The 26,961-nt window shown below is 46.1% G+C and carries 25 protein-coding genes, 1 tRNA gene and 1 riboswitch; of the genes, 22 read left to right on the top strand and 4 right to left on the bottom strand.

Annotated elements, in window-relative coordinates; all coding sequences use genetic code 11:
* Positions 1-37: 37 nt before the first annotated feature.
* The 10 genes from ACEW8F_RS02910 (at position 38) to ACEW8F_RS02865 (ending at position 12,359) form a co-directional block, all read left to right on the top strand.
* Entirely contained in the window at positions 38-3,031 is a 2,994-nt protein-coding gene (locus tag ACEW8F_RS02910) for a response regulator (RefSeq protein ID WP_373481977.1), read from the top strand.
* Positions 3,021-4,919: an HD domain-containing phosphohydrolase gene (locus tag ACEW8F_RS02905; RefSeq protein WP_373481976.1), complete on the top strand. Its 1,899-nt coding sequence runs from the start codon at positions 3,021-3,023 to the stop codon at positions 4,917-4,919. The genes ACEW8F_RS02910 and ACEW8F_RS02905 overlap by 11 nt, the downstream gene beginning before the upstream one ends.
* 48 nt (positions 4,920-4,967) lie before the next feature.
* Positions 4,968-5,540, top strand: a complete 573-nt coding sequence (locus ACEW8F_RS02900) for a carbonic anhydrase (RefSeq protein WP_373481975.1) — start codon at positions 4,968-4,970, stop codon at positions 5,538-5,540.
* A 64-nt stretch (positions 5,541-5,604) separates the two neighbouring features.
* Complete coding sequence (locus ACEW8F_RS02895) at positions 5,605-6,852, top strand: serpin family protein (protein WP_373481974.1); 1,248 nt, start codon at positions 5,605-5,607, stop codon at positions 6,850-6,852.
* Positions 6,853-7,087: 235 nt separating this feature from the next.
* Positions 7,088-7,918 carry an undecaprenyl-diphosphate phosphatase gene (locus ACEW8F_RS02890; RefSeq protein WP_373481973.1) on the top strand — a complete coding sequence of 277 codons (831 nt, stop codon included), beginning with the start codon at positions 7,088-7,090 and terminating at the stop codon, positions 7,916-7,918.
* 39 nt (positions 7,919-7,957) lie between these two features.
* Positions 7,958-8,779 (top strand): nitroreductase family protein, encoded by an 822-nt coding sequence (locus ACEW8F_RS02885; RefSeq protein ID WP_373481972.1) that lies wholly within the window; start codon positions 7,958-7,960, stop codon positions 8,777-8,779.
* Between the two features lie 44 nt (positions 8,780-8,823).
* Positions 8,824-9,441, top strand: coding sequence for an ATP-binding cassette domain-containing protein (locus ACEW8F_RS02880; protein ID WP_373481971.1), 618 nt, complete (start codon positions 8,824-8,826; stop codon positions 9,439-9,441).
* Positions 9,441-10,214 carry an ABC transporter permease gene (locus ACEW8F_RS02875; RefSeq protein WP_373481970.1) on the top strand — a complete coding sequence of 258 codons (774 nt, stop codon included), beginning with the start codon at positions 9,441-9,443 and terminating at the stop codon, positions 10,212-10,214. The genes ACEW8F_RS02880 and ACEW8F_RS02875 overlap by 1 nt, the downstream gene beginning before the upstream one ends.
* A 109-nt stretch (positions 10,215-10,323) precedes the next feature.
* On the top strand, positions 10,324-11,610 hold the full coding sequence (mtnK, locus tag ACEW8F_RS02870; protein ID WP_373481969.1) for an S-methyl-5-thioribose kinase: 1,287 nt from the start codon (positions 10,324-10,326) through the stop codon (positions 11,608-11,610).
* Between the two features lie 329 nt (positions 11,611-11,939).
* Entirely contained in the window at positions 11,940-12,359 is a 420-nt protein-coding gene (locus ACEW8F_RS02865) for a hypothetical protein (protein WP_373481968.1), read from the top strand.
* A 41-nt stretch (positions 12,360-12,400) separates the two neighbouring features.
* Here ACEW8F_RS02865 and metA read toward each other — a convergent pair whose 3' ends face one another.
* Positions 12,401-13,321 (bottom strand): homoserine O-succinyltransferase, encoded by a 921-nt coding sequence (gene metA / locus ACEW8F_RS02860; RefSeq protein ID WP_373481967.1) that lies wholly within the window; start codon positions 13,319-13,321, stop codon positions 12,401-12,403.
* A gap of 29 nt (positions 13,322-13,350) precedes the next feature.
* On the bottom strand, positions 13,351-14,634 hold the full coding sequence (locus tag ACEW8F_RS02855) for an O-acetylhomoserine aminocarboxypropyltransferase/cysteine synthase family protein (RefSeq protein WP_373481966.1): 1,284 nt from the start codon (positions 14,632-14,634) through the stop codon (positions 13,351-13,353).
* Positions 14,635-15,227: 593 nt separating this feature from the next.
* Here ACEW8F_RS02855 and aroF point away from each other — a divergent pair.
* From aroF to ACEW8F_RS02840, 3 genes are all read left to right on the top strand, one after another.
* Positions 15,228-16,238, top strand: a complete 1,011-nt coding sequence (gene aroF, locus ACEW8F_RS02850; RefSeq protein WP_373481965.1) for a 3-deoxy-7-phosphoheptulonate synthase — start codon at positions 15,228-15,230, stop codon at positions 16,236-16,238.
* Positions 16,238-17,131 carry a prephenate dehydrogenase gene (locus ACEW8F_RS02845; RefSeq protein ID WP_373481964.1) on the top strand — a complete coding sequence of 298 codons (894 nt, stop codon included), beginning with the start codon at positions 16,238-16,240 and terminating at the stop codon, positions 17,129-17,131. Before aroF ends, ACEW8F_RS02845 begins: the two co-directional genes overlap by 1 nt.
* A 175-nt stretch (positions 17,132-17,306) precedes the next feature.
* Positions 17,307-17,912, top strand: coding sequence for an aromatic acid exporter family protein (locus ACEW8F_RS02840; protein ID WP_373481963.1), 606 nt, complete (start codon positions 17,307-17,309; stop codon positions 17,910-17,912).
* Between the two features lie 115 nt (positions 17,913-18,027).
* Here the strand turns inward: ACEW8F_RS02840 and ACEW8F_RS02835 are convergent, their stop codons facing one another.
* Together ACEW8F_RS02835 and ACEW8F_RS02830 are read right to left on the bottom strand one after the other, a co-directional pair.
* Entirely contained in the window at positions 18,028-18,759 is a 732-nt protein-coding gene (locus ACEW8F_RS02835) for an alpha-ribazole-5-phosphate synthase (protein WP_373481962.1), read from the bottom strand.
* Between the two features lie 101 nt (positions 18,760-18,860).
* The gene (locus ACEW8F_RS02830) at positions 18,861-19,394 is read right to left on the bottom strand and encodes an ECF transporter S component (RefSeq protein WP_373481961.1); all 534 of its coding nucleotides are present in this window, start codon (positions 19,392-19,394) and stop codon (positions 18,861-18,863) included.
* 115 nt (positions 19,395-19,509) lie between these two features.
* Positions 19,510-19,678, bottom strand: a riboswitch (cobalamin riboswitch).
* A gap of 254 nt (positions 19,679-19,932) precedes the next feature.
* Here ACEW8F_RS02830 and ACEW8F_RS02825 point away from each other — a divergent pair.
* From ACEW8F_RS02825 to ACEW8F_RS02785, 9 genes are all read left to right on the top strand, one after another.
* The gene (locus tag ACEW8F_RS02825; RefSeq protein ID WP_373481960.1) at positions 19,933-20,520 is read left to right on the top strand and encodes an aminodeoxychorismate/anthranilate synthase component II; all 588 of its coding nucleotides are present in this window, start codon (positions 19,933-19,935) and stop codon (positions 20,518-20,520) included.
* Complete coding sequence (gene pabB, locus ACEW8F_RS02820) at positions 20,514-21,884, top strand: aminodeoxychorismate synthase component I (protein ID WP_373481959.1); 1,371 nt, start codon at positions 20,514-20,516, stop codon at positions 21,882-21,884. Before ACEW8F_RS02825 ends, pabB begins: the two co-directional genes overlap by 7 nt.
* Positions 21,885-21,886: 2 nt before the next feature.
* Complete coding sequence (locus ACEW8F_RS02815; protein ID WP_373481958.1) at positions 21,887-22,708, top strand: aminotransferase class IV; 822 nt, start codon at positions 21,887-21,889, stop codon at positions 22,706-22,708.
* A 249-nt stretch (positions 22,709-22,957) separates the two neighbouring features.
* A complete protein-coding gene (locus ACEW8F_RS02810; protein ID WP_373481957.1) occupies positions 22,958-23,536 on the top strand; it encodes an HDIG domain-containing metalloprotein in 579 nt (192 codons plus the stop codon).
* Entirely contained in the window at positions 23,526-24,860 is a 1,335-nt protein-coding gene (locus ACEW8F_RS02805) for a CCA tRNA nucleotidyltransferase (protein ID WP_373481956.1), read from the top strand. The genes ACEW8F_RS02810 and ACEW8F_RS02805 overlap by 11 nt, the downstream gene beginning before the upstream one ends.
* On the top strand, positions 24,854-25,642 hold the full coding sequence (locus tag ACEW8F_RS02800) for a TatD family hydrolase (RefSeq protein WP_373481955.1): 789 nt from the start codon (positions 24,854-24,856) through the stop codon (positions 25,640-25,642). The genes ACEW8F_RS02805 and ACEW8F_RS02800 overlap by 7 nt, the downstream gene beginning before the upstream one ends.
* A 99-nt stretch (positions 25,643-25,741) precedes the next feature.
* A tRNA-Gln gene (locus tag ACEW8F_RS02795) sits at positions 25,742-25,816 on the top strand.
* A gap of 107 nt (positions 25,817-25,923) precedes the next feature.
* The gene (locus tag ACEW8F_RS02790; protein WP_373481954.1) at positions 25,924-26,133 is read left to right on the top strand and encodes a (Fe-S)-binding protein; all 210 of its coding nucleotides are present in this window, start codon (positions 25,924-25,926) and stop codon (positions 26,131-26,133) included.
* A gap of 135 nt (positions 26,134-26,268) precedes the next feature.
* Positions 26,269-26,955: a 4'-phosphopantetheinyl transferase superfamily protein gene (locus tag ACEW8F_RS02785; RefSeq protein WP_373481953.1), complete on the top strand. Its 687-nt coding sequence runs from the start codon at positions 26,269-26,271 to the stop codon at positions 26,953-26,955.
* The last annotated feature ends 6 nt before the right edge of the window (positions 26,956-26,961 follow it).

Genomic DNA, 26,961 nt, shown 5'->3' with positions numbered 1-26,961 from the left:
ATTGTTGCACTTCATATAAATGGTCCAGGGAGAAAAAATGAACATCAAAAATTTAAAGGTAAAAACACAGCTTCGCAGCGGTTTTGCGGTCATTCTTATTTTTGTGATTGCGCTGGGAATCGTGGTTTTTAATCAAACGAATGCCATTGTCAATCAAGCCGAAACCATGTATGATCATCCCTTTCAGGTCACCAAAGCAATTGACCGTCTGGATGCTGATATTCTCACGATGCGGGTGGGCGCACGCGATCTGATGCTGGCAAATACTCTGGAAGACCGTGAAAACGCCATTGCATTAATGGAACAATACGATGCCGATATCCAGATCCAGTTTGATATATTGCGGGAGCTGTACCTGGGCCCGAAACAGGACGTGGATGAGGCTTATAAAGCCTATATTAACTGGGAAACTGCCCGGGCCGAAATTGTGGAACTTACCCTTGCCGGCGATCTGGAAGCCGCCAGGAAAAGTCTGCTGCCTGGCGAAAAGGCGGGAATTTATCGGGAAACATTAAATGAAAAGATGGCCGTGGTGAAAATTTATGCCAGCAACAAGGCCGAGGAACTCTATCAGGGTTCATCGGATTTATCTGCAAAAATAGAAATGCAATTGTTGATGATGGTTCTGATTATTGTTGTTTTATCAGCACTGGTCAGCTATATTTTACTCCGCAATATTCAGGAACCCTTAAATGAGCTTACCCGAACAACCGATGAGTTCCAGAATGGCAATCATAACGCCAGGAGCAGCTATCATTACAACAATGAATTTGGAATGCTGTCCGAATCTTTTAATATTCTCGCCGATGATATTCAGAAAAACATTGAACTCAACGAACGAACCGCCAATTTCATCAAGATTATGCTGGAAGAAGAAGACGCCCGAAAATTCTTCCGAAGAACCCTGAATACCCTGTCCCGCTACACTGATTCTCAGGTTGTCGCGGTGTATCTGCTCAATGCCAGTAACAATCAGTTTGAACATTTTGAATCCATCGGTCTGGATGACAAGGGTCGAGCAGCATTTGACGGGAATACCCTGGAAGGTGAATTCGGAGCTTCGCTGGCCAGTGGCCGATATACCCATATTAAAGACATTCCCGAGGATTCGCGATTTGCTTTTTATGCAGTCAGCGGGAAGTTTATGCCCCGGGAAATCATTACCATTCCCGTTATTTTTGGGGGAGAAGTCATTGCGGTGGTGTCCCTGGCAGCCATCGGCAAATACAATCAAAAAGCCATTGATTTTATTGAAAAAACCATCAGTACCATGAGTGCCAGAATTGAAGGGATTCTGGCTTATCGGACGATTAAAGAGTTTTCCGAAAAACTGGAGCACCAGAATCGGGAACTGGATGCCCAAAAGAACGAAATGGAAGAACAGTCGGTGGAGCTGATCCATCAGAATATCGAACTGGAAATGCAGAAAAAAGAGCTCAATGATGCCAACCAGCTTAAAACAAACTTTCTATCCAATATGAGTCACGAGCTACGAACCCCCCTTAATTCAGTGATTGCCCTGTCGGGGATTTTGAACCGGCGCCTTAAAAATGAAATACCCGAAGAAGAATACAGTTATCTGGAAGTGATCGAACGGAATGGCAAAAACCTGCTGGCGCTGATCAATGATATTCTGGATATTTCCCGGATCGAGGCCGGCCGCGAAGAGCTTGAGATTACCACCTTTAATGTCAACCAATTGATCAATGAGGTGGTGGAAATGCTGGCGCCCCAGGCCCATGAGAAAAACGTGATCTGTATAAACGGCGCCAAAGACACCGCCGTTTATATCAATAGTGACAGCGATAAATGTCGTCATATTCTGGAAAATCTGGCCGGTAATGCGGTTAAGTTCACCGAAATAGGTCAGGTTGAGCTATCCGTGGGTCAGGACGGTGAAAACATTGAAATTCGGGTCAAGGATACCGGTATCGGTATCGATGCAAATTATCTGCCGTTTATTTTTGATGAATTCAGACAGGCGGATGGCAGCACCTCCCGCAAGTTTGGCGGAACCGGACTTGGATTGGCGATTGCCAAAAAATATGCCAACCTCCTGGGTGGAACAGTCAGCGTAACAAGCGTGGTGGGTCAGGGTTCTGAATTTATCCTGGCGCTGCCAATCAATTATTCGTCAGATAATAAAGTGATAAAACAAGCAGCTGAAACTGAGTGGGAAGGTTTTAAACGAGCGCTGAAAGCAGAGGTGCCGAATTTGTCCGGTAAACCATCGGCCGATGCCGCGGCCAAAACCCTGCTGATGGTTGAAGACAGCGAACCGGCCGTGATTCAGATCCGCGATCTGCTGGAAGAATGCGGCTATACAATTAAAGTGGCCCGGGATGCCAAAGAAGCCTTTGCAATTATGGAAGAGGTTATTCCTGATGCGATGGTGCTGGATTTAATGATGCCGGGAATTGATGGCTTTGAACTGCTGCATACCCTTAGGGAAGCAGAACCCACCGCCCATGTGCCGGTGTTGATACTGACCGCCAAACATATTACCCGGGATGAGCTGAAAGATCTGACCAGAAACAATATTCACCAACTGATTCAAAAAGGTGATGTCAACCGCGATGAGCTAAAAAAAGCCATCGCTTCCATGCTTTATCCGGAAGCCCGGGCCAAAAAAGCCAAGGGCTGGGAACTCCGAACTGATCAGCGCAAGCCACTGGTACTGGCAGTGGAAGACAATCCCGACAATATGATCACCGTTAAAGCATTGCTCAACGATCATTTCCGGGTACTGGAAGCGGCTGACGGTCAGGAGAGTATTGACATCGCCAAAAAATTTGTGCCAGATCTGATTTTGATGGATATCGCCCTGCCGGGAATTGATGGCGTTCAGGCCTTTAAAGCGATTCGGGCCATGCCGGGGTTGGAAAATATTCCCGTTATCGCATTGACAGCCAGTGCTATGACCCAGGACCGGGAAGGCATTTTAGCTCAGGGATTTGATGCCTTTATTCCCAAACCGATTATTGAACGGGAGTTTTTGAAAGTAATCCAAGAGGTGCTCTATGGCCGATAGACTATTGAAATTCTTAGCAATCGATGATAATCAGGACAATCTGATTACCATGCGTGCACTGATTCGGGAGGCCTTTCCAGCAGCCCGGGTGTTGACGGCCACCACCGGGCTGAAGGGCATAGCGATTGCCGGCGAAGAAGATCCGGATGTGATTCTGCTGGATATTGTAATGCCGGGAATGGATGGCTTTGAGGTCTGTCAAAAACTGAAAGCTGAAAAGCGCACCAAAGAAATCCCGGTAGTCTTTGTCACTGCCATTAAAGGGGATCGGGAGCATCGCATTCTGGCCCTTGAATCCGGCGCTGAGGCTTTTTTGGCCAAACCCATCGATGAATCAGAACTCACGGCTCAGATTAGGGCGATGGTAAAAATAAAAACGGCGAATCGGCAAAAACGGGACGAACAAGGGCGGTTGGCCCAGATGGTGGAAGAAAAGACAGCCGCCCTAAAAACGGCCCATATGAAAACAATGGAGCTGTTGGAAAGTTTGAAAATAAGCGAAGAACGCAACCGCCGGCTGATTACCCAAATGGAACAGGGCCTGGCAGTCCATGAAATGCTGATCGATGAAAACGGAAAACCAACGGACTGTAATTTTTTGTATGTGAATGCCAGCTTTGAACGGCTGACTGGCTTTAAAAGTCAGGATATTCTGGGAAAGACGCTGACTGAAATGATGCCGGATTCAAAAGATTTTCTGGTTGCCAAATACGCGCAATTAATAAAAACGAGAGAATCGGTGCGCTATGAAAAGTATTTTCGGCAATTTGAAAAATTCTTTGAAGTGGTGGCCTATTCCCCTGAACCGCAGCAGGTGGCGGTAATCATATCCGATATTACCGAACGGAAACAGACCGAAGAAAAGATTCGCTATTTAAGTGATCACGACTACCTCACCGGGGTTTACAACCGCCACTATTACGAAGAAGCTTTAGCTACGATTGATCGAGCTGAAAATCTGCCCTTAAGCCTGGTTATTTCCGACGTGAATGGACTGAAACTGATCAATGAATCATTTGGTCATGAGTTAGGTGATGAGCTACTCAAGAAGGTGGCCCGGATAATCCGCGAAGAGTGTCGGGATCAGGATGTGGTGGCCCGGCTCAGCGGTGATGAATTTATTATTTTGCTGCCTAAAACAGATGAAAGCGAGACTTCAAAAATCGTCAAACGGATGAGAGCGGCAGCCCAGGAACAATCGGTTGGGGCTATTAATTTCTCCATCTCGTTGGGCTACGAAACCAAAACCAGTAGCGATCAAAATATCCAGGAAGTATTGAAAAATGCCGAAGACAATATGTATCGGCATAAGCTTTATGAAAGCGCCAGCATTAAAAACAAGACCATCGATCTGATTATGAATACCCTTTATGAAAAAAGCAGCCGGGAAATGTTGCACTCGCAACGGGTCAGTGAGATCTGCGAGAAAATTGCGATCAAAATGGATTTTGACCAGGACGATATCAGTCAGGTCAAGGCTGCCGGCTTAATCCATGATATCGGAAAAATGGGCATTGATGAAAAAATACTGAATAAACCCGGTGGTCTGGATTCGGACGAATGGAAAAAAATTCAACGGCATCCGGAGATTGGGTATCGGATTTTAAGTTCGTCCAGCGAATTTTCGGAGCTGGCCAGATATGTGCTGGAGCATCAGGAGCGCTGGGATGGAAAAGGCTACCCGAAACAGTTGCTTGGCGAAGAAATTTCGATTCAGGCCCGCATCATCGGGGTGGCAGATGCCTTTGATGCGATGACCTGTGATCGGGCCTATCGAAAAGGACTGAGTGTGGATGAAGCGGTAGCTGAAATAAAAAAATGTGCCGGGACCCAGTTTGATCCGAAAATAGCAGCTGTTTTTATTGAAAAAGTGCTGATCGAAGCATAAAGTAGAGGGGCGCTTTTTGGAAATATGAAAATTTGAGAGAGGGTTGTTATGTGCGAAAAGAAAGATACGATTGAAGCGGCAATTAAAAAACTGCAAAAAGGAAATCAGGACTTTGTGAAAACGGAAAAAAACAATGGTGATGTTTCCCAGACAGTTCGAATCAAAAATGTGGAAGCGGGTCAGAAGCCCTATGCGGTGGTGGTGACCTGTTCAGATTCCCGGGTGCCGCCGGAACATATTTTTTCGGCCGGTATTGGCGAACTGTTTGTAATTCGAACCGCTGGAAACGTAGTTGGCGATTTCGAGCTGGGCAGTATTGAGTACGCTGCGGGTCATTTGGGTACTTCCGTGGTTCTGGTACTGGGACACAATCATTGCGGCGCGGTGGCGGCAGCCATGCAGGGACATGGGCATGGTTATATTGCCTCGATATTGGAAGAAATCCATCCCGCCATTGAGGGTGAAGAAAATGTCAGTAAATGCGAAAACCTCAATATTGATAACAGTATCAAACGGATCCTTCAAAGCGAAACGATTAATAATTTGATCAGTGAAGGAAGGGTCAAGGTTTTAGGGGGGAAGTATAACATGGAATCCGGAGTGGTAGAATTCTTTGGATAATCAATTAGAGTAAAACTCAGCTGACTGAGTCCATGGGTGATTAAAGAATGAAAAGGGGACGAAGATGAAACGAAGATTAGCAGTATTGATGGGTGCATTTGGTTTGGTCGCGGTATTATTGATGGCATCCGGCTGCAAAAAAACGGCGATATCAAAACCGGATGCGGATGTGCTTAATTCTTTTGATGCGGCTATGGTTGAAAAGGCCAATGATTTTGGTTTTAATCTTTACAAAAATCTGGCGCTGGGGAATGAAAACTTGATGATTTCACCGGTGGGGGTATCGCTGGCAATGGATATGGCCTACAATGGCGCAACCGGAGCGACCCGCGAGGCGATGGCAACGGCGCTGAATATTCAGGGAATTGATATTGACAGTCTCAACAACAACAATCGGGCCCTGCTTTATTTTTTAACTTCCGCTGACCCCAAGGTAAGCTTGAATATTGCCAACTCGATCTGGATGTTTGAGGATTTTAAATTTTCGGAAGCATTTGTCGAGACGGTTCAGAATGATTATCAGGCTGAGGCAAAAAAGCTGGATTTCGCTGATCCCAAGTCAGCCGATGTAATCAACAAATGGGTCAAAGATCAAACCCAGGGGACCATTGATCAGATTGTCACACCGCCGATTAAGTCGGAAACGATCATGTTTCTGATTAATGCCATTTATTTCAAAGGTGCCTGGACCAGTCCCTTTGAGCAGGAGCTCACCACCGACCAAAGTTTTAAACTGGCCGACGGACAGACCGTGACAGCGCCGACAATGTATCAGAGCGGTACTTATGATTATTTTAAAACAGCCGGTTTTCAGGCCTTGCGGCTTCCCTATGGGGAAGAGCAGCAGATGGCCATGGTACTATTTTTACCCGATGAAGAGGTCCACCTGAGTGAATTCCAAAAACAGCTCAATCAGGATAACTGGTCAAACTGGATGGCTCTTTTTGAAGAAAAAGAGGGTAGTCTGACGCTGCCGAAGTTCACCATGGAATATGAAAATTCATTGAACCAGGCATTAACTGATTTGGGTATGGGAATCGTCTTTGAACCAGGAAAAGCAGATTTTTCGGGGATGGCAGCAGCCGGAACGGCTGGCGATATTTATATCAGCGATGTCAAGCATAAAACCTTTATCCAGGTGGATGAGGCCGGCACCGAAGCCGCCGCCGTGACCTCGGTGGAAGTTGGAACGACCAGCATGCCGGTTTATGACTTTGAACTCAAATTCGACCGACCTTTTTTCTATGCCATCCAGGACCGTAAAACGGGAGCCATCATCTTTATGGGATCGGTGCTTGACCCCAGCAAATAAAATTTGAGCCCGGATCCGGTGTTGTTCTGACAGACAGCACCGGATCTTTTTGCTTTGGCTTTTTTTAAGACTAGGTTCTATTTTTTTGATAATTCCATAAAAACGTTGTAATTATGGGGATAAAAAAGTAAACTTAATGATGTAAGTTCATTGATTGTTTCATCGCGGTTTGAACGCTAAGTGATGCGTTTGTGGGACAAAACGACTTAAAATTACAGGCAAAAGAGAGGGAAAAATGGGATTTTTGGAAATTTTAAAAGCAGTCCTGCTGGGGATTGTGGAAGGGGTAACCGAGTGGTTGCCAATCAGCAGTACCGGACACATGATCTTGGTGGATGACGTTATTAAACTCAATATGTCGGAGCCATTTATTGAAATGTTTTTGTATGTTATTCAATTAGGGGCAATTTTAGCAGTTGTTTATATCTATTGGCATAAACTGGTGCCGTTTTCGGTTAAAGATAAAAAAATAATGATCAGGAAAAATACTGTCATTCTCTGGTCAAAAATTGCGGTGGCCTGTATTCCCGGGATTGTGGCCTATTTGCTGCTTGACAGCCTTTTCGATACCTACTTTATGAATTCAATCACGGTTTCAGCGATGTTGATTCTGTATGGGATTCTTTTTATCGTGATTGAAAACCACAATAAAAAGCGCCAACCGGAAGTTGTCAAATTATCGCAGCTGACCTATAAAAAAGCCTTGCAGATTGGAGCCTTTCAGGCCTTATCGATTGTGCCGGGGACATCACGTTCTGGAGTTACTATTCTTGGTGGAATGATTTTGGGAACTTCCCGAACGGTGGCTGCCGAGTTCACCTTTTTTATGGCTGTTCCGGTAATGTTTGGGATCAGCTTTCTAAAACTGATTAAATTCGGTTTTGCTTTTACCCTCTGGGAAGCCTTTATTTTATTGATCGGGATGATTGCGGCCTTTGTCACCTCCATATTGGCGATTAAGTTTTTAATGACCTATATCAAAAAGCACGACTTTAAAATCTTCGGCTGGTATCGGATTGTCCTGGGTGTGATTGTATTGCTGTATTTCTTTATCACCGGTAACTAGGTCGATTTGAAATTCAGCGGATGTTGAAAGGAAGAAAAAATGATTAAGATTGATCAGGAAAAATGTATTGGCTGTGGCGCATGTGTTGATGATTGTTTCCCCAATGATATTGTTTTAAAAGAGGACAAGGCTATACCACTAAATCGAACATGCATAAAGTGCGGACACTGCATTGCCATCTGCCCGGTTGATGCGGTGAGTATAAGCGATTATGATATGGCAGAGGTTAAAGAATATCAGGCGAACAGCTTTGATATCACGCCGGACAAACTGCTGAATTATATTAAGTTCAGACGTTCGGTTCGTCAGTTTACAGATCAACCCATTGAGAAGGATAAAATTGAACAGATTATTGAAGCAGGACGCTTTACCCCAACCGGTAGCAATAGTCAAAATGTTTCATATATTGTGGTTCAGGATGAGATACGGAAGCTGACTGGGCTGGGACTGGAAGGCCTGAATAAACTGGGGGAAAATATTTTAGCAGATAAACAAAACAAAAATACTTTATTTAAGTATTATGCAAAACGCTGGATGAAAATGTATGAAGATTATTTGTCCGATCCCGAATTACCGACAAGCCTTTTTTTCAATGCCAAGGGCTTGCTTTTAGTGGTTTCTGATGCTCCGATAAATGGTGGATTAGCGGCCAACTCGATGGAATTAATGATCCATGCCCAGGGATTGGGAATGTTTTACAGTGGTTTCTTTGTCAGGGCAGCTTATGGCAATCCTAAAATCAAAGCCTTTTTGGGTATTGATGACAGCAAAGAGGTGATCGCCTGTCTGGTAATGGGATACCCTGATGTTAAATATCAAAGAACCGTACCCCGAAAAAAACCGGAAGTATCCTGGCGCTAAGGCCATCAGTCTGGCAGTAACAGAGTTTAAACGCGAGGTGAAAGATGGCTTATCTGGAATTCCGAAATATTCAGTTAAAATTTGATCAGCGGATGATTTTTTCAGACTTTAATCTGGAAATTGAGCAATTTAAAAAAGTCCTTTTTTGTGCCCCATCGGGTCGGGGAAAAACCAGTCTGGTAAAGATGCTGCTGGGATTTGTGGTGCCGGATGCGGGTGAAATATTTGTCGATGGGATTAAGCTGTCTGGGGAAACGGTGAATCTCATTCGCAGTAAGATTTCCTATGTGAGTCAGGATGCCGATATTCCTAAAGGAATTGTCCGGGATGTTTTTGCGGCGGTGTTTAAATTTCAGGCGAACCGCCAAATAAACTATCGGGAAACGGTGTTGCGCGACTGGCTGGCGACGATGGCGCTGTCGGAAGATACCCTGGAAAGAAATGTCGACGCCCTGTCCGGGGGGGAACGGCAGCGGCTGGCCTTGATTCTGGGGATTCTGCTGGATCGCGATATCTGGATCCTGGACGAAATCACCACCGGGCTGGATCTGGAACTCAAGACAAAAATGGTAGAGCTGCTGTTGGGCTATGATAAAACCATTTTAGTGGTTTCCCATGATGATATCTATCAAAAGCGGGGACTGCGGGAGGTGATCTGGTAATGGGTGTTCAGGAAATACCTTTTTATACCCCGCTTTTTCTGCTGATCTTTGTGTTGCCAATGGCCATCATCAATTACAAACTGGGAATTGGGCTCAATAAACGGATCATTTATGCCTTGTTTAGAATGACGATCCAGCTGGTGCTGGTGGGTTTTTTCCTGCAGTATATCTTTTTATTCAACAACCTCTGGGTTAATTCAGCCTATGTTTTATTTATGGTCGGGGCGGCCGGGTTATCCACTGTTAAAACCTGTGGCTTGACCATGAAAAATCAGTTTGTGCCGATTCTGATTGGCTTTGGGATTCCCAATCTGGTGATGATTCTCTTTATCAACCAATTTGTGATTGGCCTTGACAATATTTTTGATGCCCAATACTACATCCCCCTGATGGGCATGCTGCTGGGCAATAGTCTCAGCGGCAACATCATCGGGATTAATACCTTTTACAATGGGTTAAGACAAAATGAACGGCAGTATCATTATCAGCTGGCCTTGTCAGCCAATCAGTGGGAATCCACCCTGCCCTGGTACAAAGAGGCGATTATCGCCTGCATGAATCCGATCATCGCTTCCACCGAAACCATTGGTCTGGTCTCCCTGCCGGGGATGATGACCGGCCAGATTCTCGGCGGCTCGATGCCGATGACAGCCATTGTCTATCAGATTGTGATTATGGGAGCGATTCTGATCTCCCGCTATTTTGGCATCCACTTTTCCATTTTGTTAACCCGGAAGAAGGCCTTCGATGATTATGATCGGCTGATTCTCTAGATTTAGCACAAAAAATTCCCGGTAGTCAAATAATTAGTTCATTTATTTCTACCGCTCTTCGTGATAAAATGTAAAAACATTGAATCCGTTTAAAATCGCGAGGTAGCAGATGTCCTATAAAGATTTAACACCCAGTACCGTCATTGAATATATTAAAGCCTATACGGATGTTTTTCCGGCCGCAGCCCGGCTTGAGGTTTATGAGGTTGGCGGCGGGGAGGACGATGGGGATGGCTTTGTCAATCATATTTATCGGGTCTGGGATGAAACCGGAAAGTCGGTTATTCTCAAACAGGCCAAACCCTACTTGAAGCTATTTGGCGAAGGGGTGCCGCTGACTGCCAAGCGCAATCAGCTGGAATCGGAAATCATTAAGCTAAGATCCGCAATTACCCCAGAGTATCTGCCGGAAATGTATCATCTCGATCCGGACAATAATCTCTTTATTTATGAGGATTGCGGCCGGCTTAAGATTATGCGCTTTGAGTTGATCAAGGGCAAACGGTTCCCTCAATTCTCCAGACAGATGGGTGAATTCCTGGCCAAATCGAATTTCTATACCTCCGAGATTTATTTGGATCAGATTGCCCATAAGGTTCTGGAATGTAAATTTATGAATCCTGAGATGCGGGTCATTATGGAAACGATCCTGTTCCTCAGGGAATCTTTTATTGAGGTTGAAGTGGATTTACCACCGGGAGATCCCAATCATCTGGCCATGAGTGATCTGCTCTGGGAAAAACGGGAACTGCGGGTTGAACTCTTGAAGCTGCGGGGTATTTTCATGAAGAAAAGTGAATGCCTGGTTCATGGTGATCTGCACACCTCCAACATTATGATCGACGAAAACGAGATGAAAATCATCGATATGGAATACCCCTTTATGGGGCCGTCCTCATCCGATACCGGCTATCTGCTGGGAAATCTGGTTTATGAATATATTGCCTGGTTCCACCATGAAGAAGGAACCAAAGCGTCCCGGAAAGCCTATCGTCAGGAAATGCTGGGCACTATCCGTGACCTGATCCATGAATATCAAAAGGTTTATACCGAATGCTGGGATCAGGATGCCAAGCCGATGTATCGTGAGTACACCGAGTATCGCGATGATTTGCTGCGAACCTATATTAAAGAGGTCTGTGGCTTCACCGGCTGCCAGATTGTCAGTCGGGTCGGCGGCATTGTGCCACTGCCTGATTTTGATGTGCTCAAGAATCCGGTTAGCCGAAACTGTGCCCGGCGGCTGTCCCTGCTGATTGCGGATGCGCTGATTATGAAGCGGGAAGAGATGGAATCTGCAGAAGACATCATTTCGTTAATTGAAACCATTACCTATCGCTATTTTGACGTGATCAAGGCGTTGAAAAACCGGAAGCAAGCCAGGGTGACAAATTAGGATAAATAATAAAAACTCAGGTGATTTTTCGCTTGAGTTTTTTGTTTGCTGAAATGCAAACCAGGGAATGTTTATTTAGTTAAAAATGTGGTAAAATAAGTATACGGAAATAGTTTGGATCGAGAACAGATTATCTTTTTTATAAAAGGGAGGGTTAAGCGAAAAACAGGGATTTAATAAAAGGACGGACGGGTAGGTTTGGTAGCATCTACTGAAATCGGTTGCAGATCAATTAGCCAGTCAAGCTGCGGTCAGTGAAACTAGAATAATATGCAGAAATGGGATTCCAGCTATTCGCGTAAAAATTATCATTCAGGAGGAAAAAAGTCATGAAAAAAAATAAATTAACACTTTATCTTTTGGCCATAACCATTATGTTGGTGTCAGTGCTTTTTATGGGGGCAAGCTGCAGTTCAACCACCGCTAATGTCAGCAATGCGGTGATGACAACGGGAGTGGATGACAGCTCCATGCCAATTGACAAGGTTACCGAATTTCCAGTCAATACGGATGTCTATGTAGCGGCTGAATTACATAACGCACCGGAAGACACTGATATTACCTTTGTCTGGTATTTAGAAGGACAGGTAGTGGATTCAGTCACCATCAATAACGGCGATGTCAGTGATGCCCCGCTATGGGGAATCCTTCCAGCCGAGCTGGTCACCACACCGGGTAGTTATGCCGTCGAAATTTATATTGATGACCGGGAAGAACCCGATACCGTCACCGAATTCGTCATTAAATAGAAAAATAAAAGCGCAGGGCAACCTGCGCTTTTATAATACCCTTAAAATGTCGCCTCCGATAATTCATAGGGAGTTTCCTGATAAACGTAGTAATTCAGCCAGTTACTGAATAACAGGTTGGCATGGCCCCGCCAGCGTACCACCGGGGGCTGAGTGGGATCGTCATTGGGGTAATAGTTGATCGGGACATTAATGGGTTTTCCCTGAGAAACATCCCGGTCATATTCACCTTTCAATGTTTCGGGATCGTATTCGCTATGACCGGTGACAAAAATTTGCCGGCCATTTTGAGCGGTGGCGATATAGACCCCGGCATCGTTGGACGCGGCCATGACCTCCAGATCCGGGTGGGCATCAATGAGTTCCCGGTGAATCCCGGTGTGCCGGGAATGAGGAACGTAGAAGCTGTCATCAAAGCCCCGAAAGAGTTTGACATAGCCCTTCTCCAGGTGGTGCTCAAAAACACCAAAGGCTTTTTGGGGCAATAAATACTTTTGAATCCCATAATGATAATAAAGACCGGCCTGGGCACCCCAGCAGATGTGCAGGGTGGAAAAGACGTTGGTTTTGCTCCAGTCCATAATCTGGGTGAGCTCATCCCAGTAGTCTACCGCCTCAAATTCCAGGGTTTCAATGGGGGCTCCGGTGATAATGAGGCCATCAAAACGTTGCTCCTTAACATCTTCAAAATAGCAATAGAAGGAGCCCAGGTGTTCGGAAGAGGTGTTTTTACTTTCATAGGTTTTGGTTTGCAGCAAAGTCACTTCTATTTGCAGCGGGGTATTTCCCAACAACCGCAAAAGCTGGGTTTCGGTGGAAATTTTGGTGGGCATCAGGTTGAGGATAGCAATTTTTAAGGGCCGGATGTCCTGGTGACTGGCCCGGTCAGCATCCATCACAAAGATATTTTCATTGGTCAGAATCTGACTGGCGGGCAGGCTATTGGGTATTTTGATTGGCATATGTTCACCTCCGGGTGATTGAATAAAAACTAAAGAGCTTTGGTTAAAGCCTGATCGAGATCAGCCAGGATATCATCGCTGTGTTCCAGACCGATCGATAAACGGATCATATCTTCGGTGATTCCGGCGGCAATCAGATCGTCTCCGGAGAGCTGCAAATGGGTGGTGGTAGCCGGATGGATCACCAGTGATTTGGCATCGGCGACATTGGCCAGGTGGGTAAACAGGGTCAGGCTGTCAATGAATTTCCGGGCCGCTGCGATGCCCCCTTTGATGCCAAAGGTAAAAATTGAGCCGGGGCCCTTTTTAAAGTATTCTTCGGAAAGTGTCTTATAGGGGTTGCCAAAAAGAGCGGGGTAGTTCACCCAGGTAACTTGAGGATGATCACTTAAAAAAGCGACAACTTTCTGGGTGTTTTCCAGATGGCGATCGAGGCGCAGAGACAGGGTTTCCAGACCCTGTAACAGCAGAAAGGCATTAAACGGACTGATGCAGGCGCCGGTATCCCGCAGTAGTTGCACCCGGGCTTTGACAATAAAGGCTGCGGCGCCGATATCGGTGGCGTAGGTAATGCCGTGATAGCTGGCATCCGGGGTGGTGAACACCGGAAAGCGGCCGCTGCCGGCCCAGTCAAAGGTGCCGCCGTCAACGATGATGCCGCCGATGGTGGTGCCGTGTCCGCCAATAAATTTGGTGGCTGAATAAACGACAATGTCGGCACCAAAATCCAATGGTCTGAATAAATAGGGGGTGGCAAAGGTGTTGTCAACGATCAGCGGCAGCCCGTTGTCATGGGCGATCTTAGCCACTGCTTGAACATCGACAATATTAATACCCGGATTCCCCAGTGATTCGATATAAATGGCCTTGGTATTCTCGTTGATGGCGGTGCGGAAATTTTCGGGATCATCCGGGTTAACAAAAGTTGTTTTAATACCGAGCCGGGGCAGCGTGGCATTAAAGAGATTATAGGTGCCCCCATAAAGAGTGGATGCGGCAACCAGTTCATCACCGGTACCGGTAATATTCAGGATTGTTGCGGTAATAGCTGCCGAGCCGGAAGCAAAAGCCAGAGCGCCAACGCCGCCTTCTAAAAGAGCCATCCGCTCTTCCAGAACACTGGTAGTGGGATTCATGATCCGGGTATAGATGTTTCCCGGTTCTTCTAAGCTAAAAAGCCGCTGAGCGTGTTCGCTGTTGTCAAAAACGTAAGAGGTGGTCTGATAAATCGGCACTGCCACTGCGTGGGTGGTGGGATCAGGATTTTGACCCCCATGAAGCTGGAGGGTTTCAAATTTGCGGGTATCTTTCATAATCGTATCTCCTTGGATTTTTTTGTTTATAAAATACATATAATTCAAGTAGGAATAATATGCAATATAACATGAATAACCGGGCTTTGTCAATACGTAAAACAAAGAATGAAAAATTAACAATTATTCATAACTATTCGTTTGACATTAATAAAAATAAGGTCTATAATAAATCAAAATACACGTTACAGGTCAACAAGGTTGTGGAGAAGTTTATTTTCTCATCTGTAGGGTGTCCTGAGAGGAATATCATGGAAGAGTTAAAAAGAAACTTAAATGAATATTATTACGTTAACACCCAAAGCTATTGGTTCTTTAGCTTTGGTTATTTTGCGTGTAATAAATTAAGTCCCTTTGAGAATCCCAACCCATGAGAAATTTTTAGCGATACAGGTGTATTGAATAAAAGTTGATTTTTAGGAGGCTTCTTAGGAAGTCTCTTTTTTTTTCGCAAGGCAAAGGTCAAATATCATGCTAGCAATTTGGCGACTGCCTGCGAATCACGGGAAATCAGTAGACCGGTTTCCGGTGGTCTTCGGTGCACCGAAGATAAAAAAACTGCGTGGTCAGTGAGTAAAATAATGGAGGAAAAAATGATAATAGTCGTTAAACCCAACACCAAAGAAGAAGATATTCAGAGGTTAATTAAAATGATCGAAACACAGGGATTAAGCATTCATTATTCAAAAGGTGTGGATCACACCATTCTGGGAATAGTAGGGGATACAACCTTGGCTGATGTGGAAAAAATCCGTTCAAATCGTATTGTGGAGAATGTGCTCAGGGTTCAGGAACCTTATAAGAAAGCCAATCGTCTTTTTCATCCCAATGATACCATCATTAACGTCAAAGGCCGAAAAGTTGGCGAAGGAACCATCACCGTAATCGCCGGCCCCTGTTCGGTAGAAAGTGAAGAACAGGTGGTAGAGATTGCCAAAAGGGTCAAGGAATCCGGAGCTACCTTTCTGCGTGGGGGCGCCTTCAAACCGCGAACTTCGCCATACGCTTTTCAGGGACTGGGTTTTGAAGGACTGGAATTGTTAAAAATCGCCAGAAAAGAGACCGGGCTTCCGATTGTCAGCGAACTGATGTCATTGGAACAATTGCCGGCTTTTGAAGATGTCGATGTAATCCAGGTAGGCGCCAGAAATATGCAGAATTTTGATTTACTCCGGGAATTGGGAAAAATAGATAAGCCAATTCTGTTAAAACGGGGGATGTCATCGACGATGCAGGAATTCCTGATGTCGGCCGAGTACATCATGAAAGAAGGAAACGAAAAGGTCATCTTGTGCGAGCGGGGGATCCGGACCTTTGAAACCGCCACCCGCAATACTCTGGATATCAGTTGCATCCCGGTGCTCAAACAAAAAAGCCATTTGCCGATTATCGTTGACCCCAGCCATGCCACTGGGCTATCCTGGACCGTTGAAGCATTGACGAAGGCCGCCATTGCCGCCGGCGCCGATGGAGTGATGATTGAGGTCCATAATAATCCTGAAGAAGCCCTTTGTGATGGCGAACAGTCGATTACCCCGGAACAATTCCATAAAATCATGATTACGGTTAAAAAATACGCTGAATTTGAGAACAAGGTGATGTAATGAAAAAAAGAGAAGATTCCATCGTTGGCTTTATCGGCCTGGGTCTGATGGGCGGGGCGCTGGCCATGGGACTCAGGAAACAGGGGCCCGGAGAAATCTGGGCGTATGATTTAAACCCGGCGGTTATCGACAAGGCCCTGGCTCAGGGTGTGATTGATGAAGGGGTCTGGGATTCGGTGGGGCTGCAAAAAATGTTGCCCCGCTGTGATCTGGTTTTTATCTGTTTGACACCGATGGACACCCTGGCGTTTTTAGCCCTCTATATGGAAGACTTCAAACCGGGGGCGATTGTTACGGATATTATCGGGGTCAAAGAAGTGGTTTTTAAAAATCTGGGAAATCTGTTGCGTAAAGATATTGATTATATTCCCGGACATCCGATGGCCGGCAGTGAAAAAGAAGGCTTTGGCGGGGCCGATGACCGGATTTTTAAAAATCGGAATTATATTCTGACCCCGTTACCTACCAATCAACCGGAAAATATTGAGTTGATCCGGGACATTGTTACCGATTTGGGATTTAACCATATTGTCGAAACCACCACCGAAATCCACGACCAAAAAATAGCCTTTACCTCCCAGCTCTGTCATGTGATCGCGGCAGCCTTAGTGGATTGCGAGGATGATCTCTCGATCACTGATTTTGAGGGCGGCAGTTTTGGTGATCTGACCCGGATTGCCATGATCAATGCACCGATGTGGACCGAGCTGTTTATGTGCAACCGTAAAAACCTATTGGACCAGATCGAGAAATTTGAGGCCAGTCTGGAAGCGATGAAAGAAATGATCCGATTGGATGAAAAGGAAGAATTGATCACCCGGCTTAAATCGGTGCGCGAAAAACGAGTTGCCATGGGGGAGATTCGGAAGGCAAAGAACTTAAAAAATCTGTGAGTTTGCTTAAGAGATGCGGTGTGAAAACTATTACATCAGTCTGAAAATGATTACTCTATTGACATAATTTAATATGGGAGTATACTCTAGGTAAAGAAACGTTTTGAACCGCGATTTTTAGTGGGAACAAAATGACCTGAGTAAAAGTCAAACAAATAATTGGAGCAAAAAGATCATGAAATTATGTCATCTGCCAGCTATTGGTATGAGAAACATAAAAACGGTGCTGGCAGTATTCATCTGTGTGGTGGTATTTGCCATCATGGGCCCGGAATTCAATCCGCTGGTTGCAGCTATTGCAGCCGTGATTACGATGGGACCGAGCATTGAAAATTCCATTGAAACGGGTTGGAATCGAATTTTAGGAACCGTCTTTGGAGGAGCAGTGGGAATGCTCGGCATTTTTATAGCCAGCTTAATCCCCTATCAATTTGCCTATGTTTTCATCATTCCGGTGGGAATTATGGGATTGATTTACTTGTGCAATACTATCAATAAGTCTGGTGCCATCGTCATTACCGTTGTGGTGTTTCTCATTCTGATGACCAGCTATCCCCAGGATGCGGGTACTTATATGCTGGCAATCTTAAGGCTTTTAGAAACAACATTTGGGATCATTGTGGCGTTTTTAATTAATCGTTTTATCAAGGTGCCGGAATGTGATGAAAAGTCTGCCGCTGAGGGATCAGAAAATGATCAGATCAGCGTTGAAGAAAAGCCGGAAAGCGGCCGCAAAAAATTTAAAGTAACAAGCATTTTGTATATGATATTCAAACCCTAGATTTTACGTTTATTTGGATTTTTGTGACGTCTGGACAAACTAAAATATAATTACCCCTCCCCTTAAAAAAGAGACCACCCTTAATACCAGGTGGTCTTTTTTTGTTTGAAGGTATTTATCTGAAATGGCCGATAACTGTCAATTTATCCTTGAAGACGGCAGTTAGTCCGGATAAACCCGAAGGTTTGACGCTGGCAATCACGGTGGTTGCCGGTCCGGAAGAATCTGTTATATTCAGATCATTGGGCACAGTTTGAAAGCGGAGATGATAAATAGCGGCCAGATTGGCGGCCTCGTATAAAATTCCCTTGGAACCGCAGGGGACGATCTCATTGACTGCAGGATTTGAAGTTAAGGTTCGGAGATCCTGATAATTAGCGATTTCCGGATCGCCATCGACAACAAGGGCAGCACCGTATTTGGGTTTGCCGATGCAGATCACCACATCCCCGGATACGGAGGGGGTGATGCGTAATCGCTCAGCCATGCCGATCACAAAAATGCCAAAGCCGGTCATACAGGTTTTGAAATTTTCTTCCGTTGATCCATTAATCGGCAGATGCCCGATCCCGGCCCGCTCCAGTTCTTCCCGAATACCCTGGATCAGGGCTGCGCCGGTGGGCTGCATCTCCCCGACGATGGTATTGGAGAGACCGATAATCCGGGCGCCGCAGGCCAGCTGTTCAAAAAGACACACCCGGGCGGCAAAAATGGAGATATATTTGGTCGGAACACACAACTCATCGCCAGGCTTTTCCCCGACGCCGCCGCTACTGTCACAGGCAGTGACCAGGAGGGAATCGGGAAGCTCAATGACCGACAGGTCACGATATTGATAAGTTTTCATAAGATTCTCCTTTCGGGGATTGGCTTTGCGTAATAGTGAAAGTGCCCCGGGCTTGGCGAGTTACTTCGTTATTGCTGCAGCGGTTTTTAGCTATCTTCTGTCTATGCCTGGGCTGAGGTTACTGAAGATACCTGATTTTTAACCGACAGCGGTAACGCTTTAAAGACAAGGGCGGCAATCAGGGCATTGATACCACCGACCAGGGCCAGGGGAAACATCATGGCAATGAGGCCGGGCCAGGTTAACATCGGAACTAACAGTGGCGAACACAGTAACAGCAGGATCGGGCCGTTGCAGATGGCGGCAACGATAACGCTGACAATCAGGCCAACGATTTCGTTAGCTGCTTTTTTAACAAAAATATAGCTATACCAGGCGGCCACCATGATCAGCCCCATTCCCAGGCCAATGGCAAGGTGAACGGGTATGGTCATTGGGAATCCTGAGGTAAGAGCGGTTAAGAGATGGCCGATAATAGCAATAATGGCGCCAGCCACCGGGCCCATTAACAGGGTACCTAAAAAAGCCGGCAGTGAATCGAAGGCAATCGTGCCAAAAACTTTTAACTGCGCACCTACAAAAGAGAGGGCAATTAAAAGCGCCATAAAGACGAGTTGTCGGGTATTAATTTTCATATTTACTCCTTGTGATTTGATTATAAAGCATTTTATGGCGATAGAAAAGGTAAACTGATTCCAGTTTTAAACAAAAAAAGTTCACATCTTATACAGATGTGAACTTTACCGTCGTCCAAATGGAATCATTTCTGGCAGGTCTCCTGAGTCAGTTTCATCGCAGTTTGTCCCTTCCCGTGAGGTGGTAATGACAAGTGCTCAACGATACAGTGGTGGGTCCCTACAGGATTTTAACCTGTTTCCCTATTCTCCTTTTTCAAGGCACCAAAAAAGCTTTATTTACATGGGAGCATGATAGCACATCAGGACTCGCTTTGTCAAATTGAAATTAAATAGGGCTAATAATATTTGCCAGAGAAAAAAGCAAAGCGGGAACCATAAGGCCTGCCTGGGGGGTAAATTCTGGTCAGTCTATTTCAGGAAAACGGCGGGTTAACCGTGAAATTCAAACCAAATATTCCAGCTATAATTCATTGTATTGAACCCTAGGAGTATGATACAATACTGCACAAAATGATTAATACAAGAGGTATAAAAATTGATTCTAATGATCGACAACTATGATTCATTCACCTACAATTTGGTTCAGTATCTGGAAGGACTAAATGAAACGGTGATTGTAAAGAGAAATGATAAAATCAGCCTGGACGAGATTGCTGCGATGGCACCGTCGATGATCGTTTTATCACCGGGGCCATGTACTCCCAACGAATCTGGCATTTGTCTGGATGTCGTGCACCGTTTTAAGGGCGAAATCCCGATCCTGGGTATTTGTCTGGGCCATCAGATCATCGGTCAGGCCTTTGGCTGTAAGATTACCAAAGCCCTGGAGCCGGTCCATGGCAAAGTTCATGCCATCGCCCATGACAATGTCGGAGTGTTTGATGGTCTCAATAATCCCCTGAAGGTGACGCGATACCATTCATTGGTGGTGGAAAATCAGGAAATTCCCGAGTTTTTTGAAATTACTGCCCGAACCAATCAAAATGAGATCATGGGTCTGCGGCATAAGGACTACCCGATTGAGGGGGTGCAGTTTCATCCCGAAGCGATTCTCACTGAAATGGGCATGGAATTATTGGACAACTTTTTTCAATCGACAAAAGCGAATGGTGCAAGATGCTAATACAAGAAATAAAAACCGACTTAACCAGTTTTGAAAGCTATCTTTTATTTAAAGATGAGCCCTACAGTTTCTTTCTGGACAGCGGAAGAGACCCGGACAGCCTGGGACGCTATTCATTTATCGGCGGGAATCCGTTTCTGGTCTTTACCAGTAAAGCGGATGCCATCACCGTTACAACCAAAACCGCAACGAAAACGGTTACCGGAGATCCTTTTGATGAGCTGCAAAAATTATTAAAACAATATCAGATGGACTATCCATCCCCGTTTCCGTTTATCGGCGGGGCGGTGGGTTATTTTTCCTATGACCTTTGTCATCATCTGGAAGAGTTTCCCCGCAGCGCCGTCGATGATGTGGGTATCCCCGATTGTTTTATGGGTTTCTACGATGGCATTGTGATCATCGATCATAAAGAAAATAAAACCTATGTGGCCGCCCTGGGAATTGAAGAAAATGAAGCGGATATTGTCAGCCGCTTAGCCAAAAAATTTGCCGGCGATCCCAGGGTCGCCATCCGTTCGGATTTTAAAATCAATGAAGCGATCGAATTCCGGGGTAATTTCACCAAGCCGGAATATATGAAAGCCCTGGATGCGGTTCACGAATACATTTTAGCTGGAGATATTTACCAGACCAATCTGACCCAGCGGTTTAACGCTGATTTACAGATCAGCCCATTGGAATTATACAGCGAACTTAGAAAAATCAACCCGGCGCCCTTTGCCAGCTATATCGATTTTGGGGTCGGCCAGATTGTCTCCAGTTCACCGGAGCGTTTTATTCTGGTTCAGGGTCGCAATATTGAAACCCGACCGATTAAGGGTACCATGCCCCGGGGCAAATCCGCGGCAGAAGATGCGGCGAACCGGGAGACCCTGGTCAACAGCGAAAAGGATAAGGCGGAGCTGCTGATGATTGTCGATCTGGAGCGGAATGATCTTGGAAAAATCGCCAAAACCGGCACCGTTAAGGTACCGGAATTGTTCAAGCTGGAAACGTATCAGACCGTTTTTCACCTGGTCGCAACGGTGACAGCCGAATTAAAAGACGATCTCGATGCCATCGATTGTGTCAAAGCCACCTTCCCCGGCGGCTCGATAACCGGGGCACCAAAGATCCGGGCGATGGAGATTATTGACGAACTGGAGCCGACCCAGCGAAACATTTATACCGGTTCGATTGGCTATATTGGTTTCAATGGCGATCTCGATCTCAATATCGTTATTCGGACGATTGTCTGCAAGGATGGTAAAGGCTATTTTCAGGTCGGCGGCGGAATCGTCTGGGATTCCGACAACGAGTCTGAGTATCAAGAAACATTCGATAAGGGCCGAGCCCTGATGGACGCATTGAAACGGTATTAAAAATGGACTACGTCAGTTATAACGGAGAAATTTCAAAGAAACTCCAGATGCCGCTGGATCAGGGCTTTCTTTATGGCTATGGGGTGTTTGAAACGATCAACGTGGTTCGTGGAAAACTGGTTTTCTTTGCGGATCATATGGAGCGCTTGAAGCAGAGTGCCCTGGTGATGGGGCTTAATCTGACAGTTCAACCTGATCAGATCCGGACGGACTGTTTGAAGATCATCGCAAAAAATGAGATCGCTCGGGGCGGGCTGCGGGTTACCCTTAGTAAGGGGCTAAAAGCCGATAACCTTTTGATCACGGCCCGGGAAAATCATTACGACCGCCAGATGTTTGAGCAGGGCCTGAAAATTTGTACCAATGATGCGGTGCGTAATGAAACATCCCGGCTGGTGACGATCAAGTCCAACAATTATCTGGAGAATCTGCTGATTTTAAATGAGGCCAAGGCCCGCGGTTTTTCCGAAGCGATTTTTTATAACACCCGGGGCTATCTGGCTGAAGGCTGCATGACCAATCTCTTTTTGATCAAAAACGGAACCGTCTGTACCCCCTCAAGGGATTGCGGGCTGCTGGCCGGAATTGTCAGAAATCGGGTGATTCAGCTGCTAAAAGCCAATCTTATCCCGATTGAAGAGGGGCATTATACCAGCGCCCAATTGCTGGCTGCTGATGAGGTTTTTATCACCAATTCGCTGATGGAAATCATGCCGGTGAAGCAGGTCGATGAAGGGCACTATGGGATCGGCTCCGAAACGCTGACCCATCGGATTGATGCGCTGTTTCAACAAACTTGGGGTTTGAATGAAGGATCTGAATAAAATTAATTAAAAATACAAAAAAAGAAACACCAGCTCTGCCTTGGATGCCAAAAATCCCTGGCGGGGCTTTTTGTGTAGTGGCGAAAAGCTTAAGAATTTAAAACAGGCTTTGTCGATCTGCCTTAAACTGTGTTAAAATACACTTAATAAAAAGCAGATTAAGGTGACACCAATATTAATGCGATTTTTGTTTGTTGATAATGAAGTGGCAATCAGCCGGTTAATTTAAGAGAAGAATAAGGAGAAAAAATGAGTACACAATTGGATCGAGAAAAAGCACTGGCACTGTTAAAGGAATATAATGAAAGCGAATCCCTGATTAATCATGGCCTGGCGGTTTCTGGAGTGATGGAGCATTTTGCCAAACTGGAAGGGGAAGACCCTGATTACTGGGGAATTGTCGGGCTGCTGCACGATCTGGATTACGAAAAATATCCGGAGCAACACTGCGTCAAGGTGGTCGAAATCCTGGAAGCCAACGATTATGAAAAAGCCTTTATTAACAGTGTCGTCAGCCATGGCTTTGGTCTCTGCGCGGATGTCGAGCCCACTCATCAGATGGAAAAAATTCTCTATGCCACCGACGAACTGGCCGGGCTGATCACTGCCTGCGCCTATATGCGGCCCTCCAAAAGCGTCAACGATCTGGAGCTGAAATCGGTGAAAAAGAAATTCAAAACTGCCAGTTTTGCTGCTGGGGTCAATCGCGAGGTTGTCACCAAAGGCGCCGAGATGGCCGGTTATTCCCTGGATGAGCTGATGCAGGAAACGATTTTGGGAATGCGGGCCGTGGCCGATGACATTGGCCTGGGAAGTAATGAAGCTTAATCTCCCGGATCCGGTAGAAAAGGCCTTTAAGCAGCTGGAAAGCTGTGGATTCTGTGGATATCTGGTGGGCGGCTGTGTCCGGGATTTTCTGCTGGCCACCCCGCCGACAGACTTTGATATGACCACCGACGCCACCCCAGCGGAAATTATCGATTGTTTCGTAGGCCATCGGGTCGTTGAAACCGGTATCCGCCACGGTACTGTGACCGTCATTATCGAGGGGATGGCGATCGAAATAACGACCCACCGGATCGAAGGCGATTATTCTGACAGCCGCCATCCGGATGCGGTGAAGTTCACCAGAAACCTGGCAGATGACCTGGCCAGGCGCGATTTTACCATCAACGCGATGGCCTACCATCCCCAAAAAGGTCTGATTGACTGCTTTGGCGGAGCAGCTGATCTCAAAAAAGAGATCATCCGTGGGGTCGGTAATCCTCACCAGCGAATGGCTGAGGATGCTTTGCGAATGCTTCGGGGACTGCGTTTTGCGGCGGTTCTGGGTTTTTCCCTGGATGGGGAAACCGGCGTGGCGATCCGGCAGAATTGTGGACAACTTCGCAACATTTCGGCGGAGCGGATTGCCACCGAACTTGATAAATTAATCTGTGGAAAAAACGCCAAAGCGATCATTCTGGAAGAAACAGCGGTGCTGGGGGTGGTGATCCCCGAGCTGCTTCCGGCTAAAAACTTTGATCAGATGAATCCCCATCACTGTTATGATGTGCTGACCCATACGGCGGTGGCGATGGAAACCCTGGCGCCGGTGCCGCGGTTGCGGTGGGCGATGCTTTTTCACGATCTGGGGAAACCCCAGACCTTTACCCGGGATGATGCTGGCGTGGGGCATTTTAAAGGCCACAGCAAGCTGTCTGAAGACATGGCCCGGGAGCGCTTAACCGCTTTGCGGATCAGTAAAAATACGATTGATCAGGTCTGTGTACTGGTGAAATACCACGATACCCTGATCGATGCCGATAAAACCAGCGTCAAGCGCTGGCTGAATCGTCTGACAGAGCCCCTATTTCGTGATCTGATTGCGATTAAGCGGGGCGATAACCTGGCTCAGGCACCTGCGTATCATGGCCGGTTGGCGTCACTGCAAAGACTGGAAGCGTTGCTGGATCAGGTGATCGCTGAAAAGGCCTGTTTTTCGCTGAAAGATCTGGCCGTCAACGGTAACGATCTGATTGGTCTGGGGATAGAAAACGGCGTCGAAATCGGTCGGATTCTCAAACAACTGCTGGAAGGCGTCATTGAGGAAGCCTATCAAAACGAAAAAGATATTCTAATTGAAAAAGCAAAGGAGATGCACAAATGTTAATTGACAGCCATGCCCATATCGACGATCAAAAATTTAATGAGGACCGCGAAGCGGTTTTGGAAAACGCCCGGGCCGCCGGGGTGGAACTGATTATCAATCCCGGCGCCGATGAGGCCTCCAGCTTCCGGGCCGTGGCAATGAGTGAGAAATACCCGATGGTTTATGCCACGGTGGGGATTCACCCCCATGATGCCAAAGATTACGTTGCCGAAAAACACGATCCGCTGTTAACGGAATGGGCCAAAAAAGAAAAGGTCGTGGCCATCGGCGAAATCGGTCTGGATTACCACTATGACTATTCCCCCCGGGAGGTGCAGCAGGAGGTGTTTATCCGCCAGCTGATCATCGCTAAAGCGGTGGAGCTGCCAATTGTGATCCATAACCGGGAATCGATGGAAGATATGGTTAGGATCTTAAAAGAATACTTTGCGCCGGAGTACGGCGGCATCATGCATAGCTATAGCGGTTCGGTGGAAATGGCTAAAATCTTTCTGGACATGGGCTTTCATCTGTCGATTTCCGGGCCACTGACCTTCAGCAATGCCCGGAAACTGCCGGAAGTCGTCGCAATGATGCCGTTGGACCGCTTGCTGATTGAAACGGACAGTCCTTACCTGACGCCCACCCCCCATCGGGGCAAACGGAATGAGCCGGCCTATGTGCGTTTCGTGGCCGCCGAAATTGCCCGGATCCGCGGGATGGCGGTGGAAGAGGTGGCGGAGATTACCAGTCAAAATGCTAAAAGGGTGTTTGGGATTGGCGAAAATATAAACCAGGGATAAAAAAATATAAAAAAAGCAAATCTAAGGTTCATTTTCCTTGACAATCGAAATAAATTCAGATAGAATGTTTAGCGTACCTTCGGGACAGAAAATGAATAAAGGGGTATCGCCAAGCGGTAAGGCAATGGACTCTGACTCCATCACTCGCAGGTTCGAATCCTGCTACCTCTGCCAAAATGAAATTTAACCTGCTCTTTAAGACAACTTAAAAAGCAGGTTTTGTCATATCTGCTTATGTTGATGGTGTCGATCATCAGATCGTGAAAAAACGGGAGAAAACCATGAGGGATCAAAAGATCAGCGTCTTTGATATTTATGAATACTTGCCCCATACTAATTGTAAAAACTGTGGCGAAAATAATTGCATGGCCTTTGCCGAAAAATTATTGCAGGGTAAAAAAACCATTGGCGGATGCTCAGCCATCAGAGAAGATATCTATGAAAAAAACCGCCAGGAAATTCAGTCATTAATAGATCCAAATAGAGAATAAAGAGTAGGCGGACAATAAACATTGTTTGCTTGCTCTTATCTTTTTTATAGTATAATGTAATCAAGCGGACAAAAGGCAAAGCCGTTTCGATGCCGGAATGGCATGGCTCAGAAAAAGCAATAAATGGAGCGAAAAATGGAAAGCACAAAAACCCGAATTTTTATCGCGGATGTTAGGATTTTGAACGAGCCCTGTCGATTAGCAGCAGCAATGAAAGAGGTATCGGAAGCACGACGGGAAAAAGCCGAGCGGCTTAAAACATCAGGAGCTAAAGCTTTGTCAGTAGGAGCCGAAATGCTACTTAAGGAAGCGATGAGCCAGGTCTATGGCATTTATAAACCGCTGGCGATAAAAGCCGGAGCGGATGGCAAACCATGGCTTACGGATTATCCGGATATTCATTTTAACCTCTCACACTCCGGCGACTATGTAGTCTGCGGTCTTGGGTCCCGGTCGGTGGGCGTGGATATTCAAAAAATGGAGCTTCCCAATTTAAAACTGGCCCGGCGTTTTTTTGCTGCTTTAGAGGCCGACTGGCTTTTCGCGCTGCCGACGGAAAAACAGATCCACGGTTTTTATGATCTCTGGGCGCTCAAAGAAGCCTATATGAAGTACACCAGCAAGGGATTTAATCTGCCGATGGATGCATTTCAGATAGATTGTCTAAATGAATTGGCAATCAATCCCGGGACTGCCATCGTAGCAGACGGAAAAAGAATACCGGTGATGATTAAGAATTATCCCGATCTGGAGCACTATGTTTTATGGGGTGTCACCGATACCATCGGTTTTCAGGAAAAATTGCAATGGATCAGCTTATAGGAGGTA

It is taken from the genome of Acetobacterium sp., assembly GCF_041752335.1.
Lineage (GTDB): Bacteria > Bacillota > Clostridia > Eubacteriales > Eubacteriaceae > Acetobacterium.
The sequence above is the reverse complement of the archived record's forward strand: the minus strand, read 5'-3'. Positions and strand labels throughout refer to the sequence as shown.